The organism is Lentzea sp. NPDC004782 (genome assembly GCF_040609115.1).
Classification (GTDB): Bacteria; Actinomycetota; Actinomycetes; order Mycobacteriales; family Pseudonocardiaceae; genus Lentzea.
The window spans coordinates 77768-95160 of record NZ_JBEXJN010000002.1; the positions used below are offsets into that span (position 1 = coordinate 77768).

General features: G+C 67.9%; 15 protein-coding genes and 2 tRNA genes. 16 read left to right on the top strand and 1 reads right to left on the bottom strand.

Annotated elements, in window-relative coordinates; all coding sequences use genetic code 11:
- Positions 1 to 168: 168 nt before the first annotated feature.
- From ABZV40_RS02075 to ABZV40_RS02130, 12 genes are all read left to right on the top strand, one after another.
- Positions 169 to 240, top strand: a tRNA-Arg gene (locus tag ABZV40_RS02075).
- A 664-nt stretch (positions 241 to 904) separates the two neighbouring features.
- Positions 905 to 2296 (top strand): hypothetical protein, encoded by a 1392-nt coding sequence (locus tag ABZV40_RS02080; RefSeq protein ID WP_355434380.1) that lies wholly within the window; start codon positions 905 to 907, stop codon positions 2294 to 2296.
- A complete protein-coding gene (locus ABZV40_RS02085; RefSeq protein ID WP_355434383.1) occupies positions 2293 to 3681 on the top strand; it encodes a DUF4407 domain-containing protein in 1389 nt (462 codons plus the stop codon). Before ABZV40_RS02080 ends, ABZV40_RS02085 begins: the two co-directional genes overlap by 4 nt.
- Before the next feature lie 14 nt (positions 3682 to 3695).
- Positions 3696 to 4409: a VWA domain-containing protein gene (locus tag ABZV40_RS02090; RefSeq protein WP_355434386.1), complete on the top strand. Its 714-nt coding sequence runs from the start codon at positions 3696 to 3698 to the stop codon at positions 4407 to 4409.
- 26 nt (positions 4410 to 4435) lie between these two features.
- Positions 4436 to 5371, top strand: a complete 936-nt coding sequence (locus ABZV40_RS02095) for a protein phosphatase 2C domain-containing protein (RefSeq protein WP_355434390.1) — start codon at positions 4436 to 4438, stop codon at positions 5369 to 5371.
- The gene (locus tag ABZV40_RS02100; RefSeq protein WP_355434394.1) at positions 5368 to 6300 is read left to right on the top strand and encodes a hypothetical protein; all 933 of its coding nucleotides are present in this window, start codon (positions 5368 to 5370) and stop codon (positions 6298 to 6300) included. Before ABZV40_RS02095 ends, ABZV40_RS02100 begins: the two co-directional genes overlap by 4 nt.
- Positions 6300 to 7007, top strand: a complete 708-nt coding sequence (locus ABZV40_RS02105; protein ID WP_355434396.1) for a protein DA1 — start codon at positions 6300 to 6302, stop codon at positions 7005 to 7007. Before ABZV40_RS02100 ends, ABZV40_RS02105 begins: the two co-directional genes overlap by 1 nt.
- A gap of 11 nt (positions 7008 to 7018) precedes the next feature.
- Positions 7019 to 7738, top strand: a complete 720-nt coding sequence (locus ABZV40_RS02110; RefSeq protein ID WP_355434399.1) for a hypothetical protein — start codon at positions 7019 to 7021, stop codon at positions 7736 to 7738.
- Positions 7735 to 9936, top strand: coding sequence for a hypothetical protein (locus ABZV40_RS02115; RefSeq protein WP_355434402.1), 2202 nt, complete (start codon positions 7735 to 7737; stop codon positions 9934 to 9936). The genes ABZV40_RS02110 and ABZV40_RS02115 overlap by 4 nt, the downstream gene beginning before the upstream one ends.
- The gene (locus ABZV40_RS02120; protein ID WP_355434404.1) at positions 9933 to 10982 is read left to right on the top strand and encodes a hypothetical protein; all 1050 of its coding nucleotides are present in this window, start codon (positions 9933 to 9935) and stop codon (positions 10980 to 10982) included. The genes ABZV40_RS02115 and ABZV40_RS02120 overlap by 4 nt, the downstream gene beginning before the upstream one ends.
- Positions 10983 to 10991: 9 nt before the next feature.
- A complete protein-coding gene (locus tag ABZV40_RS02125) occupies positions 10992 to 11681 on the top strand; it encodes a Crp/Fnr family transcriptional regulator (protein ID WP_355434407.1) in 690 nt (229 codons plus the stop codon).
- A gap of 170 nt (positions 11682 to 11851) precedes the next feature.
- A complete protein-coding gene (locus ABZV40_RS02130) occupies positions 11852 to 12802 on the top strand; it encodes a hypothetical protein (RefSeq protein ID WP_355434410.1) in 951 nt (316 codons plus the stop codon).
- 300 nt (positions 12803 to 13102) lie between these two features.
- On the opposite strand, the gene ABZV40_RS02135 is transcribed toward ABZV40_RS02130, so the two are convergent.
- On the bottom strand, positions 13103 to 13228 hold the full coding sequence (locus tag ABZV40_RS02135) for a hypothetical protein (protein WP_355434413.1): 126 nt from the start codon (positions 13226 to 13228) through the stop codon (positions 13103 to 13105).
- Between the two features lie 234 nt (positions 13229 to 13462).
- On the opposite strand from ABZV40_RS02135, the gene ABZV40_RS02140 reads away from it, so the two are divergent.
- The 4 genes from ABZV40_RS02140 to ABZV40_RS02155 all read left to right on the top strand — a co-directional run bounded on the left by ABZV40_RS02140 (position 13463) and on the right by ABZV40_RS02155 (position 17391).
- Positions 13463 to 13534 (top strand) — tRNA-Arg (locus ABZV40_RS02140).
- 218 nt (positions 13535 to 13752) lie between these two features.
- Positions 13753 to 14079, top strand: coding sequence for a DUF3024 domain-containing protein (locus tag ABZV40_RS02145; RefSeq protein WP_355434416.1), 327 nt, complete (start codon positions 13753 to 13755; stop codon positions 14077 to 14079).
- A 493-nt stretch (positions 14080 to 14572) separates the two neighbouring features.
- Complete coding sequence (locus ABZV40_RS02150) at positions 14573 to 16321, top strand: hypothetical protein (protein WP_355434419.1); 1749 nt, start codon at positions 14573 to 14575, stop codon at positions 16319 to 16321.
- Positions 16322 to 16401: 80 nt separating this feature from the next.
- A complete protein-coding gene (locus tag ABZV40_RS02155) occupies positions 16402 to 17391 on the top strand; it encodes a MoxR family ATPase (RefSeq protein ID WP_355434964.1) in 990 nt (329 codons plus the stop codon).
- Positions 17392 to 17393 lie beyond the last annotated feature (2 nt).

The following is a 17393-nucleotide window of genomic DNA, read 5'->3' on the forward strand; positions in this document are numbered from 1 at the left end:
GGGAACACCATGAGCCGCCGATTCAGCTCAGCTCGACCGTTCCCGCGACCGTTCTCGCAGGTGAGCGACACAGGTTCCCCTTCATGATCCGGTAGGACGTCATGCTCAGGGAGCCGCCCCTCGGGAAGCCGAGCAGGGCGGCTCTCCCTGTTCAGTGCACTTTATTTCGCCCTTGTAGCTCAATGGAGAGAGTGCGGCGCTACGAACGCCGAGATTCAGGTTCGATTCCTGGCAGGGGTACTCGCGGATGCGAGGGAGACGGCCGATCCGCCTCATTTGGCAGGGCCGCAGCAAAGTCGTGTCCGGCTTGTTGGTGGTGTCTGCAGACTTGCGTCCGGCATGCCCGGCCAAGCGTGACTTTTGCGTGGATGAAGGGCTCCTTCATCCACCTGACGTCGATGAAGGCGCCCTTCATCGACGACTCCCCTGGCGTCGTGGTCGGCGCGCGAACGCCGCGCAGGTTCGAATCCTGCATCCTCCGCCACGCTTTCGTCACCAAAACAGGCGTTCGGGGCTCTACCACGACCGCAGAACGCCGGCAACCCGTTTCACCCACCCGCAACATTCTTCAAGTGTGCCCACAGTTATTCGCGGTCAGCGCGCATGGATGCGAGGCAACGTCACATCGTGTCCAGCTTTTGTCCCCTTTTTGGCCAGTAACACACCTCGAGCGGCGGGTAACGCCGTGCGCGGCTGCACCGATTGACCACGCATAGCGCGACGTAATGAGAGTGCGCACGTCCGTCAAGTGACGACCGGGCACGCTGGACAGAATCTGGTCAACTGTGCCCCCGGTATCGGCGGCGAACTCCCATCGGTTTACCTTCACCTCTATCGCTATCCCGATCGAATGTCATCCGCCGAGGGGAACGCAAACGTGGATGAATCCTCGTCCGGTGCCGTCATGACCGTTGCCAGGAAAGACCTGGGCGACATCGGCAGACAACTGGGCAGAGGTGGCGAGGCCAGCGTGTACGAGCTGCCGGACTTCCGGCTGCCCGACCTGCCTGAACCGCTGGTGCTCAAGCGCTACCACGTGCCGTACGAGCAGAAGAACAACCTGATCAAGATCGCTGCCGTGCGACGCGGCCTCGACGAGCCGGAGAGGCAGCGGCTCGACGGGATCGCGGCGTGGCCGCTGCGCGTCGTGCTGGAGGGAGACGACGTCTTCGGCATCGTGATGCGCAGGGTGCCCGGCGTCTTCTTCGACACCCTCACGTTGCCGGGAACGCAGGGGACCAAGCGGTCGCTGCGGGAGGTGCAGAACCTCTTCATCGACGAGGCTCTCGCCCGCAGGCTCGGCAGGCCGGTCCCGACCGACGAGGAACGGTTGCGGCTGTGCCGGGACCTCGCGGCCGGGCTCGCGTTCATGCACGACGAGCTGGGTGTCGTGTTCGGTGACCTCAACGCGAAGAACGAGCTCTTCCGGCTGGACGCCGTCCCGATGGTGATGTTCCTCGACTGCGACGGCGTTCGGCCGCGCGGTGTCGCGCCGCTGGTGAAGCAGCTCAACGCGCCGGACTGGGAGCCGCCGGAGGGCGGTCCGCTGACCAGGGCGACCGACCTCTACAAGCTCGGTCTGTTCATCCTGCGCTGTCTGACGCCCGGCCGGTTCGGCTCGATCCGCGTCGATCCGGCCGCGGTCGGAGGCAGGCTCGACCCCACCGGGCTCGCGATGCTGCGACGCGCGCTGGGCGCCACGCCGAACGACCGCCCGTCGGCCCGCGAGTGGTTGTCGTGCCTGCGCAGGCTGCTCGGCGAGGCGGTCGCACCGCCTCGGCTGGGCGATGTCGCGCTGGACCGCAGGTTCCTGCTCAGCGGTGGATCGGTCGGGGTGTCCTGGGAGGCGCTGGACGCGTCCGAGATCGTGCTCAAGACCAAGGGGCACGAGGTCAGGATCGACGGAGGACCCGGCCGCGGCGTCACGCCGATCGTGTTGGACGAGTCCGGGTTCGTCGAGGTCACCGCGACCAACGCGCTCGGTGCCGACTCGTGCACGGCCGGACCGGTGACGGTCGTCGAACCGCCCGCGCACCAGCAGTTGCCGGTCGCGGTGCCCGACGTGCCGTGGCCTGCCGTCCCGGCGCAGGAGATCCCGCAGGTCGATCTGGTGCCGCTGCCGGGACTTCCGTCGTTCCAGCAGGAGCTCGACCTGTCCGAGCCGGCCCGGCCACCCGCGTTCACGTGGCCGGACCTACCGCGCCTGTCAGCCGCGCAGTTCCCACTCGATCTCACCGCGATGTTCGCCGACGGTCCCGAGCTGGACCTCGATCTCAGGAGTGACGGAAGGCCATGAGCCTGACCATGCGCCTGGCCCTGCTGTCCGGGGCCAGGAAGGACGTGCTGCACAAGGCACCGGGCGATGTCGGCAAGCTGGCGGCGATGGGCGGTGTGCTGCTGAGCACCGCCGCGGTCGCCGCCGGTTCCGCGTTCTTCGCCCTCTACTCCCAACTACGGCTGCCACTGGCGGCCGCGCTGGCCGTCGGCCTCGTCTGGGGCGTCATCGTCTTCAACCTCGACCGCATGCTCGTCGTGACGATGACCAGGAGCAACGGCAAGCTGATCAACCTGGCCATGGCGATTCCCCGGCTGGCGCTCGCGCTGGTCATCGGCACGGTCATCTCGGTCCCGATGGAGCTGCAGATCTTCGACCGGGAGATCACCGGCGAACTGCTCGTGATGCGCGCCGAGGCGATCAAGCAGAACCAGCAGAAGAGCGACGAGGCCTTCGCCAAGATCCAGCAGCTGGAGCAGGAAGAGGAGAAGCTCCGCAGCGTCGTGTCCGGACGTTCCGCTCCGACCGTCGCGGACGACGGTGACGTCAAGGCCGCGAAGTCCAAGGTGGACGAGGCGGAAAAGGCCTACCGGACGGCCGACCAGGCCGCGCAGTGCGAGTTCGACGGCACGTGCGGCACCGGCAAGGTGGGCGACGGACCGCAGTACCGGGCGAAGAAGCGGGTCGCGGACGAGGCCAAGGCCACGTGGGACAAGGCGCAGCAGGAGCTGAAGACGGTCGAGGACCGGGTCGCCAAGCGGTTGCAGGACGGTTCCGCGACGGACAAGGACGCCGCCCAGCGCCGGTTGCCGGAGGTGGAGCGGAGTCTGAGCGACCTGCGCCAGGAACGTGACCGCCTCGGCAAGGCGGGGCGTGAGGCCGCCGACCAGGACACCGGCCTGCTGGCCAGGCTGGAGGCGCTCGACCGGATCACCGAGGGGAGGGCCAGCGGTGCACTCGCGCAGCGGGCGATCTTCCTGCTGTTCCTGGCGATCGAACTGCTGCCGGTGATCGTGAAACTGCTGTCGCTGTTCGGCCGCGAGACCCTCTACGACCGGCTGTCCAGGCGGAAGGACGAGGGCACCGACACCGACGACGAGGTGTGGGCGAAGCGCGACCGCGACCTCGCCAAGCTGCGCGCGGACAACGAGTTCGACCTCCAGCAGCAGCGGATCGACGTGCAGCAGGACGCGCACGAACAGACGCTGCGCGCGGTCGCCGACCGCAAGCTCAAGATCGCGATGAAGGCCATCGACGTGTGGGGCGAGCTGGCTCAGCTCAAGAGCGACGCCGAGCTCGACCAGTGGTACCGCTCGCAGGTCGACACCCGCGACCGGTACGACGACGTGACCCGTCCCATCCGCATTCCGCATCCGAACAACGGCGTCAAGCCGCGCAACCCCTGACAGGAGAGGAAACCTTGGAGAGCGAGAAAGCGAAACTGCTGCCTTTCTACCTGGTCGTCGACGTGTCCGTGTCGATGAGCGGACCGAAGCTGGCGCAGGCCAACAACATCCTGCCGGCCGTGCTGGACGCGCTGGCCGACTCACCGATCCTGGCCGACAAGGTCCGGTTCGGGCTCATCGACTTCGGCACGGACGCGCAGGTCCGGCTTCCGCTGTGCGACCTGCTCGACGAGAACGTGCGCATCCCGTCGTTGAGCGTGCGGGGCGCGACGTCGTACGCGGCCGCGTTCCGGCTGCTGCGGTCGGAGATCGAGATGAACGTCAAGCAGCTCAAGGCCGACGGGTTCATGGTGCACCGGCCTGCGGTGTTCTTCATCAGCGATGGCGAACCGACCGACGGCAACGGCGAGTGGGAGGCCGCGTTCCGCGACCTGACCCAGGGGTTCCCGACCTATCCGAACCTCGTGCCGTGCGGCGTGGACCAGGCGAACCCACAGGTGCTGAAGACGCTGATCCACCCCTCGACGGGGCCGAAGGCGATGCAGATGTACCTGATGGACAAGGGGCAGAACCCGGCGGACGCCATCGCGATGATCGCCGAGATCCTCATCTCCAGCATGCTCGCGTCGGGCCAGAGCATGGCGCAGGGCGGCTCCGGCCTGCTGCTGCCCGCGAAGCACGACCTGCCCGCAGGCATCTCCGCGCACTCGGCGGACGACTTCGTCTGATGGACAACGGAACCGAAGTGATGCCGGTGCCTGCTGTCGCGGCCCCGGCGTGGCACGGCTCGTTCGAGTCCTATGTGGTCGGTGAGGCGGGCAGGGCGGCGAGCAGGGTCGTCCCGGTGCCGGACCCGACGGAGTGGGAGCAGCGCGACACCGTGCTGGACGCGGTGGCGCTGACGGAGGGCAAGCGGCGCATCGCCGAGCTGCGCGCGGCGAGCCTGCGCGGCCTGTCGCACCGGTCGTTCGGCAAGGTCAGGCAGGACGAGTACGGCTACCGGCGCACCGCAGACGACCGCTACCTGGTGATCTGCGTGGCCGACGGCGTCGGGTCGGGCAGGCTGTCGCACAAGGCCGCCCACTTCGTCGCGAGCTGGGGTGTCAAGTGGCTGGCGGACCTGCTCGTCACGATGGCACCGCACGAGATCGACTGGGCCGACTTCGTGCGGAAGGTCGCGATGCGGTTGGAGCAACGCGCACGCCGGTTGCTCGGCGCGGAGGCCGAGGGCAAGGAACTGCGCGAGGTCGCGGAGGTGATGGCGACCACGGTCCTGTACGCGGTGTTCGACCTGCACGCGGTGGACGGCGCGCACCCGGTCCACCTGGTGTCGGTCGGCGACACTTCGGCATGGGTGCTGCGGAACGGCTCGTGGGAACCGCAGGCTGCGGTGAAGAACGACGGCGCCGCCGTCTACTCGTCGTCGGTGCAGGCGTTGCCGATGGTGCCCGCGGCCGATCCGGTGACCGTGCGCACCACCGTGCGGGCCGGCGAGGCGCTGGTGCTGATGACCGACGGCATCGGCGACCCGCTCGGACACGGCACCGGCGAGGTGGGCAAGTTCCTCGCGGAGGTCTGGGCGACACCGCCGGTGTCCGGGCTGGAGTTCGCGGCGCACGTGGGCTTCGCGCGCAAGACCTTCGACGACGACCGCACGGCGGTGGCGGTGTGGCCGGTCGCCGAGGCATGAACGCACACGTGATCGGCCTCGGCGAGGTGGGGCGGCTCGGTGAGCTGCTCGGCCAGGGCGGCCAGGCGAAGGTCCACCGCGCCCCGGACGTGACGTTGCCCGACGTGCCGGGACCGTTGGTGTACAAGGAGTACAAGCCCGGCCACGCCCCGCCGCACGGGCTGGGCAAGGTGGTCACCCGCAGGCTGCGGCTCGATCCGGCGACACGGGAGCGGCTGGACCGGTCCGCAGCGTGGCCCGTGCGCGTGGTCGAGCACGGCGGCGCGGTGTGCGGGGTGCTCATGCCGCTCATCCCGGACAGCTACTTCGAGGAACGGGTGCTGCCGAGCGGCACTCCGACCAGGACGTTGCGCGAGGTGCAGCACCTGTTCATCGACCCGGCGCGCGCCAACCGGCTCGGCATGCCCGCGCTGACCGCGAAGCAACGCCTCCGGGTGTGTCGTGACCTGGCGGGTGTGATGGACCTGTTGCACCGCAACGACCTGGTCATCGGTGACGTGAACGCGAAGAACGCCGTCTTCCGGCTCACCGGCGATCCGCTGGTGATGCTGGTCGACTGCGACGCGATCCGGGTCAAGGGCGAGATGGCGGTCGTGCGACAGCTGAACGCGCCGGACTGGCAGCCGCCGGAGGACACCCTCAGCCAGGCGACGGACCTCTACAAGCTCGGCCTCTTCGTGCTGCGCTGCCTCTCCCCCGGCGCCATGGCGTCGCTCGCGCGCGACCCGAGCCGTGCGTACGCGGCGTTGCCCGGCGAGGGCCGCGAGCTGCTGCGCGACGCGGTGCACACCGCCCCGGGCCGACGCACGACGGCCGCGGCCTGGGTGCGCTACTTCGACGGACAGCTCACCGGTGCCGGCTCGTGCGGAACGACCACCGCGGGCTGGAAACGTGACCCGGTGACGAGGCGTTGGGTGCCGGTGAGCTGATGACGACCACATGCACGGTGTGCGGGCATCCGCCGGTTGACAGCTACGAACTGTCGATGCACGGCGAAGCGACCTGCGTGGCACACCCGGCCGAGGCACGCTGCGCGTTGTGCTCACGGCCGAGACACGCGGGTGAGCCGGGCTGGTACCGGTTCACCGCGACGACCGTGCGCTGCCCGACCTGCACCGCCGTCGCGGTGGAGACGCAGGACCAGGCCAGGCAGCACATCCCCCGCGTGCGCGAGGAGATGGCCGCCCTGGGCATCCGGCTCGGTCAACGGGTTCGGGTCACGCTGGTCGAACCCGACGACCTCAACCTCGACGGTCGCGGCCTGTGCCTCGGCCGGACGATCGGGCGCACGTGGGAGGGCAGTCCGGTCACCGAGGTGGTCGGCATCCACATCGCGCGCGGGCTCACCGCCACGCATTTCGGCTCGACCGTCGCGCACGAGATCGGGCACGCGTGGCTCGCGCAACAAGGCGCGCGACACCTCGACCTGGTCGTCGAGGAAGGCGTCTGCGAGCTGTTCGCGGGCGCGTGGCTCAAGCGGCAGCGCACCGCGTTCGCCGACACCCTGCGCCAGTCGGCGCTGGACAACCCGGATCCCGTCTACGGCGCCGGCTACCGGCGCGTGCGCGAAGCCGTGGTGCGCCACGGCATCGAAGCCGTGCTCAGCGCCGTGTGCCGCCGAGGAACGTTGCCGTGAAAGGAGAAACCGTGACCGAACAGCCCCTGAACCGGTCCTTCCTGGTCATCGACGTCGAGAAGTCGAGTGACAGAGCGAACTCCGCACAGACCGTGCTGCGCGCCGACCTGTATGCGATGGTCGACGAGGCACTGGGGACCGCGGGACTTGCCGTGAACCAGTACGCCGTCGAGGACCGCGGCGACGGCGTGATGGTCGTCGCCGACACCGGCGTGCTCGACGTGCTCGACCCGGTGGCCGAGGTGGTCGTGGAGGCGCTCGCTCGCCGCAACGCCACCGTCGCGCCGCCGGACTGGATGCGACTGCGGATCGCGGTGCACCACGGTCTCGTCCACCGCGATGCGCACGGCTGGACCGGCGACGCGCTCACCACGACGTTCCGGATCAACAACATGAAGCCGGTCAAGGACGTCCTGCGATCCGCGGACAGGGCGCAGTCAGTGCTGGTCGTGTCGGACGCGGTCTACCGCGACGTGGTCTGCCAGGGCTACCGCGGCCTTCAGCCGGGCACCTACCGCGAGGTGGCCGACGACGAGCGCACCGCGTGGGTCCGTGTGCCGGGGTACGCCGCGCCGCCCGGCGTCGCCACCGGTCCCGCCGCGGCGGAGCCTGTCGCACGAGGTCAGGCGATCACCATCAACGGCAGCCAGATCGGCAGCGTGCACACCGCCGAGAGAGTGGACAGGGTCGACGCGCGGTCGTACTTCGGGCAGTCGGAGGTACGCAGGTGAGCGACGAGGAGGACCGGCCGGACGAGGAGCCTGAGTCCACATCGGACGGTGAGGAGCAGCCGGAGCAGGCGGACGAGCAACCGGAGGAGACGGTCGACCCGAAGTCCGTCACCTCCGACCCGCGCAACGCCCGCAAACTCGGCCAGGACAACCGCGCGCAGGAGAAGGCCCTCGCCGCCCTGCTCGGTGAACGCGGACCGATCGGCAACGTGATCGTCGCCAACACCATCGGGCTCGTCGACTCCGGCGCACAGAGCCGGAGTGCGTCCTACGGCTCGGTGCCGAGCGGCCCGGTCGCCGCCGAGGTGATCAAGGCCGTCACGGCGACGTTCGTCCAGCCGTCCTGCTACCACGAGCTGCGTCGCACGCTGCGGGAACGGTCCGTGGTGCTGCTGCGCTGCCCGGCCGGCTGGGGCCGCACGACCGCCGCGTTGCACCTGCTCGGCCGCGAGTGCGCGGACGGTGTGGACAAGCTCAACCCGGACACCAGCATGCGCGGTCCGTCGGCCGCGCTCGGTCTGCGCGCGAACCGCGGTTACCTGCTGGAGTCGCTGGAGGCCGACCAGGCGGCCGTGCTCACCGAGTTCTCCCTGGACGTGTGGCGCGCCGCTCTCACCGCCGCACAGGCCAAGATGATCGTGCTGGTCGACGCCGCGACTCCGGTCCGGGACAGGGATCTCGCCGACTACCTCGTGGAGACCGACGAGCGACCGGACGCACTCGCTCTCGTGCGGGCGCACTTCAGGGCGCGGCTCGCCGCCGCGGGCAAGCCGGACCAGGAGCTGGCGGACTTCACCGAGTTCGCGCCGCTGGTCGAGGAAGTCGTCACGAACGCGCGCCGAGCACAGGACCTCGCGGACTTCGGGCGCGGGCTGTGCCGGGTGGTGCTCGGCGAATGCGACCTGGAGGACGTGCGGCGCGGGTTCACCAGCAGTGCCGACGGCGCGTTCCGCGAGTGGTTCGACGAGACGCTGGCGGACAACGACCACCGCGCGTTCGCGATCGCGCTGGGCGCGTTCGACGGCATGCCGCTGCACACCGTCACGGATGCGGCCACCAAGCTCGCGAGAGCCATGCAGGCGGCGGAGTTGCCGGACCGCAGGGACCGCAGGCGACAGGTGTTCCGCGTGCGCAACGTCAGCCTCGTCGAGAAGGCGGAGGCGGAGATCGCGGCGTCTGTCGAAGACACCGACTACGGCAGCCTCACCGTGCAGGTCGTGCGTTACCGCGACCCGCACAGGCCGCGGAGGGTGCTGGAACACGTCTGGCACGAGTACCCGGAGGCGCAGGAGGTCGTGCGCAACTGGCTGCGCAGGCTCGGCACCTCACCGGATCGGCAGGTGCGCGCCCGTGCGGGTGTGGCCGCAGGCCTGCTCAGCCTGACCGAGTTCGACCGAGCACGGCTGCAGGTCATCGAACCGTGGGTCGACGACCACGGCGAGTGGGGACGGCAGGCGGCCATCGCCGCGCTGCGAGTGCCCGTGCTGCAACCGGAACTGCAACCGTTGATCAGCCGCATGATCACGCATTGGCTGGAGGGCGAGGAGGTCACCGACTTCCACGTCGCCGCGGTCACCGCGCTCGGCGCGTTGCCGATCATGACGGCGGACCGGGCGTTGAAACTGCTGCGCAAGGCGGCCGACACGGACTCGGCCCGGATGATCATCGCGCTGGCCGGCGCGGTGACGAACCTGGCTCTGGACGCCGACCGGTTGCCGGCGGTCCTCGGTGAGCTGATGCGGTGGACCGGCTCGGAGACGCTCCAGGTGCGCGGCTCCGGATTCCACTGCGTGGTTCAGCTCTGCACCTTCCTGGAGGTGTCCGAGGAGGGCAGCTCCAGGCCGTGGCCGGGTCTGCTGTGGATCGCCGATCTCGACCGCCGAGAGCCGGGCAGGGCACTCGTCCGCGGCAAGTTCACCCAACGGGCCGCGATCGTCGAGCTGCTCGCCCGCACGATCGAGGCACCGCACTTCATGCAGGACACGTACGACCTGATCAGGCGGTGGACCCGGATCGCCGACCGCGACGCCACCCAGCGCGAGGCCCTCGGGCTGCTGCTCGCCGAGCTGGGGCGAGCCACCGGCGACACCGCGAGCCTGCGTGAGCACCTGATCGCCTGGGCGGGCGAACGGCGCGGTCCAGCCGCCGCCGTGCCCGACTTGCTCGCCGTCATGGACCGTGAGGAGAACCGACCGTGATCCACCCCCAGCCGGCACAGATCCGGCCCCTGGTCCACCGCCAGGAGATGTCGCCGACCGGCGCGTTCAACCGCCCCATCTCCGGCGGCGAGTTCGCGTCCGTCTACCTGTCCCGCCGCAGCGAGCTGCTGCACCGCCCGGTCAACTGGGCCGAGGCGTCGACGATGCGCGCGGTGTACCTGGTCGACACGTCCGTGCACGTGTCGCCGTACCGGATCGATCTTCCGACCCAGGAGGACACCTTCTCGTTCATCGGGGAGGTGCTCGCGCACTGGCAGGTCGAGGATCCGTGCGAGGCGGTGCGAACCAGCCTCGCCGACGCGGACCCGGTGGTGCGCGGCCATCTCGTGAAGACGTTGCGGGACCTGAGCCGCGGCTTCTCCATCGAGGATCGCGCCAACGCCGAGGTCGCCGCGAGCAGGCAGCTCTCCGTGCCGACCCAGCTGCCGCAGGGGCTGCTGCTGCGGGAGTGCACGGTCACGTTGTCACTGGACGCGGACACCAAGACGATCCTCCAGGGGCGCAAGCGGCACGAGTGGGCGACGCAGACGCGCAAGCGCGAGCACGACGCGCGAACCCGCGACTCGCAGCTTCTCGCGATCGAGCAGAAGATGGAGATGCAGCTGGAAGCCAACCGCGCCGACTTCGAGCTGCAGCGCAAGCAGCTGGAGGAAGAACACCGCATGCACCTCGAGAAGCTGCGGATGGAGCACTACAGCAAGGCGTTGACGGACGGACCGATGGCGCTCGTCGCGTTGCGGCTGGCGAACCGGCCGGAGGACGTCAACGAGGTCATCGCGATGTTCATGCAGCAGTACAAGCTGGACTTCGAGGCCGCGCGCGGGATGTTGAACTCGTTGCTGGAAAACGGTTTGGTCAACCGCAGCAACGTCGCGGACATCATGGCGCGCTCCACCGCGGTGATCGCCGACCGGCTGGCGCAGAGCCCTCTCGGGTTCGGCGGCGACATGCCGACCCTGACAGGTGCCAGGCGACTGCCCGAGCCACCCGAACTCGAAGACGACGACGCTGACGACGACCTCTAGGTGCCGCTCATGAGCCAACCGGTTGCCGGTTCGCTGTTCGCCCATCTGCGCGAAGAGGACCGGGAGGCCGTGCTGGCCGCGGGACGGAGACGCGAGTTCCCCGCGGACCAGCTCCTCTTCCAGCAGGGAGATCCGAGCACGCACGTGTTCGTGCTGCTGAGCGGCTGGGTGCGGGTGTCAGCCGTCGCCAAGGGAGGCGGCGACCTGCTGCTCGCGTTCCGCGGACCCGGTGACGCGGTCGGTGAGCTGGCCGCCGTGCAGGACATCGAACGCGTCGCGAGCGTGCGCACCGTGGAGGAGGTGACCGCGGTGCAGCTGCGGCGGGAGCAGTTCGTCGGCCTGCTGTCGACGCGGCCGGCCGTGGCGATGGGAATGATCAACCAGCTGGCCGCGCGGGTGGTCGGGGCGACGCATCTGCGCGCGGCGTTCGCGACGCTCGACACGACGCAACGCGTCGCCGCGTGCCTCGTCCGGTTGATGGACCAGCACGGCGTGCCGGCGGAGAACGGTGTCGTGCTGCGGATCCGGGTCAGCCAGCAGGACGTGGCGAGTCAGGTCGACGCCTCGCTGCGCTCGGTCGCCAGAGCGTTCGGAGTGCTGCGTGCCAGGGGGATCGTGATCAGCGAACGGGCACGGGTGCTGATCAGAGAACCCGGCATGCTGCGCAGGTTCGCCGGTGACCAGCCAAATGGCAGGTAGCGGCACCGTCATCTGTCGTTCTCCCCGGCGGTGAGACCAGGGCATTTTCCTTCTCGGGAACCGAAACCCGGTACCGGAGGAGGTGCGGAGATGGAAAGCCACATCATCGTCGAACTGGTGATCGCTGTGTTGATCGTGGTCGGCCGTTGAGTCGATCGAGGGGTGGTCGCGTGCAGATCGCGCAGGTGTTCAACGAGCTCAAGGAGATCCGCCGGGGCCGCGGGCTGCGCGCGGACGACGTGGTGGAGCGCGTTGGCACGGCGTTGCGGCAGGCGTGCGGCGTGACGGACGTCGACCACCCCGCACTCGCTCGGCGCAAGCTGATCCTGCGGTTGACCAGCCTCAGCGCCAAACTGCCGCCCGACCTGCAGCTCGCGGCCACAGTCGCCCTCGGCCTGCACAGCCAGGCCGAGGGCGGGTTCCTCGACCAGCGCGTCGCCTGGCTGGCCAACGCGTTCGACCGCGATCCGCGCACCGCGCGCAGGCGCGTGGACAACGCGTTCAAGATGCTCGCCGAGCTGCTGTACGACGCGGGCACGCGGGACCGGCAAGCCGGCTCGTACTCACCGGACGGCTGGTACGTCGAGACACTGAGGGTGTTCCTGCGGATGGACCTCGACCTGCCGACGCTGACCGAGGAACGGCGGATCATCGCGGCGGTCGACGACCTGGACGAACTGGTGCTCTCGCTGAGTGCTCCACGCGATCCGGAGCTGAAGGAGGAGCACGCGATTCGCGCGGAGATGATCTACGGAGGCGAGATCGTCGAAGAGGAACGCGTCTCGTCGTCGCACTCGCGGTTCATCGTGCGACTGCCCTCACCACTCGTGCTCGGCGAGCAGCACGACTACCGAATTCAGTTCACGTCGTATCCGCGGCAATGGATGCGGCCCTACTACGTGTTCACACCGTTGCGCCGGTGCGAGGAATTCTCGTTGCGGGTCCGGTTCGACGCACGCACGCCTCCCGAGGAGGTGTGGCGGATCAACGGCCTGCCCGCGAAGGCCTACGAGGACTTCGTCCCACACGACGACCCGCTGCTCGTGGACCGGCTCGGCGATGTCGCGCTCGAGTTCCACGACCTTCAGCAAGGTCTGAGCTACGGCGTCCAGTGGCGCTGACGGAGAAGCACGGCACAGAGTTCGTGTGTCACCTGGCATGGTGGGCATCGGATCTGGACACCATTATGGACGAGCGCCAGAAAATTTGACGCACCAGCCCCTTGTCTCAACCGGAGAGGTGAACTCGTGGTTGTTCTGTGCAAGGTTTCAACGGTGACCCGGATCGTTCTTCTCTCGTTCATCATCGGACTTGCGGCAGGTTTCCTGCTCTCCCTGGTGGGAGACTCCGGAACCAGCCGGCAGGCGTTGGTTTCGTTGTCTGCACTCGAGTCCGTCAGATGCTGAGCCGTGCCTGCCCGCTCAGCGGAAGCTGCGCGACCTCGACGGGATCCGCAGATCGAGGTGCTGCAACCGGTCCGCCATCAGGCTCAACACCCCGCGCAGAGCATCGCCCCGCTGCTGCGCGCCACGGACGAACTGGACCACGAGCGTGCCCGATAAATGATTGACGGGCGTCGAGTGCGCCCATAATACTTGGGGCAACACCGAGACGGAAGGAGAACGCCATGAGCCGCCGAGTCAGCTCAGCTCGACCGTTCTCACGACCGTTTTCGCAGGTGAGCAGCACAAGCTCCCCATCATGACCCGGTAGGACGTCATGTTCAGGGAGCCGCCCCCGGGAAACCGAGCAGGGCGGCTCTTTGTTCTGCACATTTTCTCACCCTTGTAGCCCAATGGAAAAGGCGCGGCGCTACGAACGCCGAGATTCAGGTTCGACTCCTGGCAGGGGTACTCGCGGATGCGAGGGAGACGGCAACCCGCCTCATTTGGGATGAGGACACACCGCGTTCGACTCGCGGGCATCCGACTTCGCAAGGCGCCCTCTTCCGGGGCGCAGGTTCGAATCCTGCATCCTCCGCCACACCCTCGTGGTCCATCCGTGCCCGGTGCCCGCAGGTCGGCCACGGTCGACTGCGGGCCGCCCGCCGCGCTCTGCGACCATCGGCGTCATGGCCGTCCCGGACACCCACCTGCGTCAGATCGCCCGCTGGTGCGAGCAGTGCGTCCCCGAGCGTCTTCGTCACCAGGTCCGCGTCGAGCACACCGTGCGCGGCTCGAACGTCACCATCGTGGAAGCCCGCGCACCATGGCGTGCAGACCTCGGGCCTGAGTGGACCAAGCGACCGGTGGCACAGCTGCGGCACGACGGCAGCCACTGGCGGCTGTACTGGCCCGACCGCAACACCCGCTGGCACCTGTTGCAGGACGTACCCGCGCGAACCTCCCCAGCCGCACTGCTGGATGTGATCGACGAGCCCGGCCGCGCGTTCTGGTGACCGACCTCGCCGACCCAGCTCGACATTGAGGCAGGGGAACTCGACAACGAACACGCGGTCACTCGGAAGAATCCTGACGCCTTTCCGCCGACGAACTCGTCGAGATTCACGCTCTTGCAGGTTTGACGACCCCGCAGGTTTGTGTTGCACACCCAGTCCGCACAGGGGCACGTCAGACTTCATTGCCATTTTCTGGCCAACTGCCGAGCGAACACCACCAGGGCTTGACCGCAGAGCAAGACTGTGGCCATGCCAAGTCGTTGGAACACGCAGGTTGCGCGACGCACCGCCACCAGCTCGAGCGGATATTCCAGCCGACAACGCCAGAACCTTGCGAATGGTTCACCTGACGTCACGATCCTCTTACCGTCGTGCATGGTGTGTCAGATGACGCGGTGAGGAAACTGGTGATCTGGTACTCGACGCACCGACAGGTCGTGTCGTGGGAGAGGACTGGCTCGTGTCGCTGGCGCCGTCAACGCACCGAACTATCGTGACCGTCGACATCGCGGACTTCACCAATGACAGCAGGCAAGCCATTCACATGACCGATGTCCACGACGGCCTCTACGGCGTGCTGAGGCGAGCACTCGCCGGCGTGGGCATCGACTACGACTTGTGCGAGACCGAAGACCGCGGTGACGGTGCGCTGATCCTCATCCCCGCCACCTTCCCCAAGAGCGAGCTCGCCGACAAACTGCCCGACCGGCTGGTCACCGAGATCCGCCGCTTCAACTCGACCAGGGTCGCAGAGGCCAGGATGAAACTGCGGGTGGCGGTGCACGCCGGTGACATCCGCAAGGACACCCACGGCTGGATCGGCCCTCCCGTCAACCTGGCGTTCCGGATCTTGGACGCCCCGGAGGCGAAACTGGCGTTGCGCCACTCCGACGGCCTGGTGGCCATGATCGCTTCACACCACTTCTACACCGAAGTGATCATGCAGGACCCTGGTACGGCACCGGAGTCCTACCGCCAGATCGAAGTGCTGGTCAAGAGCTTCAAGGGCCACGCCTGGTTGCGCCTGCACGGCGAGAACTCCGAGGTGAGCCGCCATCCACCGATGCCGGAGCACGACGAGCCGGTGGTGCTGCCGCTCAACCCGGAGGAAGAGCTCAAGGACCTGCACGGCTGGCTGATCGAGATCGAGACGCCACATCTGCCGATGCTCGTGAGTCGTGCCACCAGATCGGCCGTGCCGACGCAACGGTTCAGCTCCGCGTGGGAGGCGTACCAGCACCTCGCGGATTTCAACGCCGGTCCCGACGGCGTTCCGCCCGCGATCCTGTTCGTCGAACTCGTGGCCAGGGAGGTCGGCGGTGAGATCGGCGCCCGGCTGACCGAGTGGGTCGAGCAGAACGTGCGCAAGTTGCGCCGCACCAGTGCCCTGGAAGAACAACGTGAAACCCGTTTGTCGCTTCAGCTGGAACCGCACCTGCACCTGTTGTTCGCGATCAAGCTCGACTCGATCGATTCAGACAAGTGCATCCTCTCGTTCTGGCGTCAGGACGATCCTCTCGACTGGCCACCGCAGAGCGGCGGAGTTCACGAGTTGAGCATCGACGACTTGGAATATCGGGTCGACGAGATGATCATCCAGGCGGAGGACGCGTGGTCCGATCAGGCCGTACCCGTGACCCTGGAATTCCTGATGGCACGCCAGCTGCTTCAATTGCCGATCTACACCTGGCGGAAAGAGCACAGTTCCGGGGAGCCAAGGCCACTCGTGCTCGACTACACCGTAGTCATAAGATCACTCGATCGAATACAGGCAAAACGCTGGCATCGCCCCTGGCGCATGCGGTGGGACTCTATGCTGGAGAACCCTGCCGTGGAGCGAATTCACTCTGTCGGAGCATCACGGACGGGGGACAATCCGATCGACGCCGTGCTGAGTGATTCCAGATGGATTGGGCTGGTAATGGACGAACCACCATCCGCTCGCCCTGAGTCGCGTGCCGCACCGGACACCCTGACGGCGGCTCTGAGAGCCGGCCTGCCGGTGATCCTGTGGCATCCGAGCGCCGCCTCCGAGGACTTGCGCCCGCTCGTCGACCGCCTGGCCGGCGGGCCTGGTGGCGTGCTCGATCTGCCGGAACAGCGCAGGGCAGCCCATCTGTCCGCAGGCGCCGACGACCTCGTGCGGGACCTGGTGGTGCTCTGGGACGACCCGAACAGGATCTTCGTTCTCGATCAACCGTCGTCGCACCCGGCCGGGACGATGAAAGGGCAGCACGGATGAGCGCGAACGAGCCGAGAGTGGACGCCCACCAGCCCGGCGAGGCGCCCGACTGGTGGATCTACCGGGGAACCGGCCGTCCCATGTACGACATAGACCTGACCCAGCTCCTTCCGCCCCCTCCGCCGTGGCGGGACTTCGGAGGACCTCTGCCCGCGTCGGACGGGCATCCACCGGAGGACGACGGCGAGGCGAGCCGCAGACTCGGCTCGGAGTTCCACCTGACCGAGCAGCACATCGATCCCCGCGAGCTCGACATGGTCAACGCGAGCCTGTACCTCCGGCGACCGCTGCTGCTGACGGGAAAACCGGGTGTCGGCAAATCCGCCCTCGCGTACCGCATTGCGCGCGAGCTGCGGCTCGGCCGGGTGCTCAAGTGGTCGATTTCGACGCATACGACCCTGACGTCGGGTTTGTACCGCTACGACGCCATCGGCCGGTTGCAGGCGACCGCGACCAGCCAGCAGCGATCCGGAGCGGTGGAGGATCCCCCGATCGGGGATTTCATCCGATTGGGCCCGCTGGGAACTGCTTTCCTCCCTCGAAAACTGCCGCGCGTCCTGCTGATCGACGAGCTGGACAAAAGCGAGTCGGACCTGCCCAACAATCTTCTCAGCATCTTCGAGGACGGCGAGTTCGTCATCGACGAGCTGGCTCGCGTGCGCAATTCCACTCGCGAGATGACGGTGCACACCGCCGACCCGAACGAGACGGCGACCGTGACAGACGGCCGGGTCAGGTGCCATGCGTTCCCGATCGTCATCATGACGAGCAACGGTGAACGCGAATTCCCGCCCGCTTTCCTTCGTCGTGCCCTGCAGCTGGAAATCAAGGATCCCAACGTCGAACAACTGGCCGCGATGGTGGCCAACCACCTTCTGGATCCGGACGGCCTGCACCGTGACGCCCTGGTGCGGGAATTCGTGGAGAAAAGCCGCGCAGAAGGCGGAATTCCCGCGGATCGGCTGCTCGACGCCGTTTACCTGGCGACTTCGGGCGCCTACAAACCGGACGGTGTCGCCTGGCCGCGTCTGATCGAGTCGTTGTGGCATCGACTGGCGACGGGCAGATGATC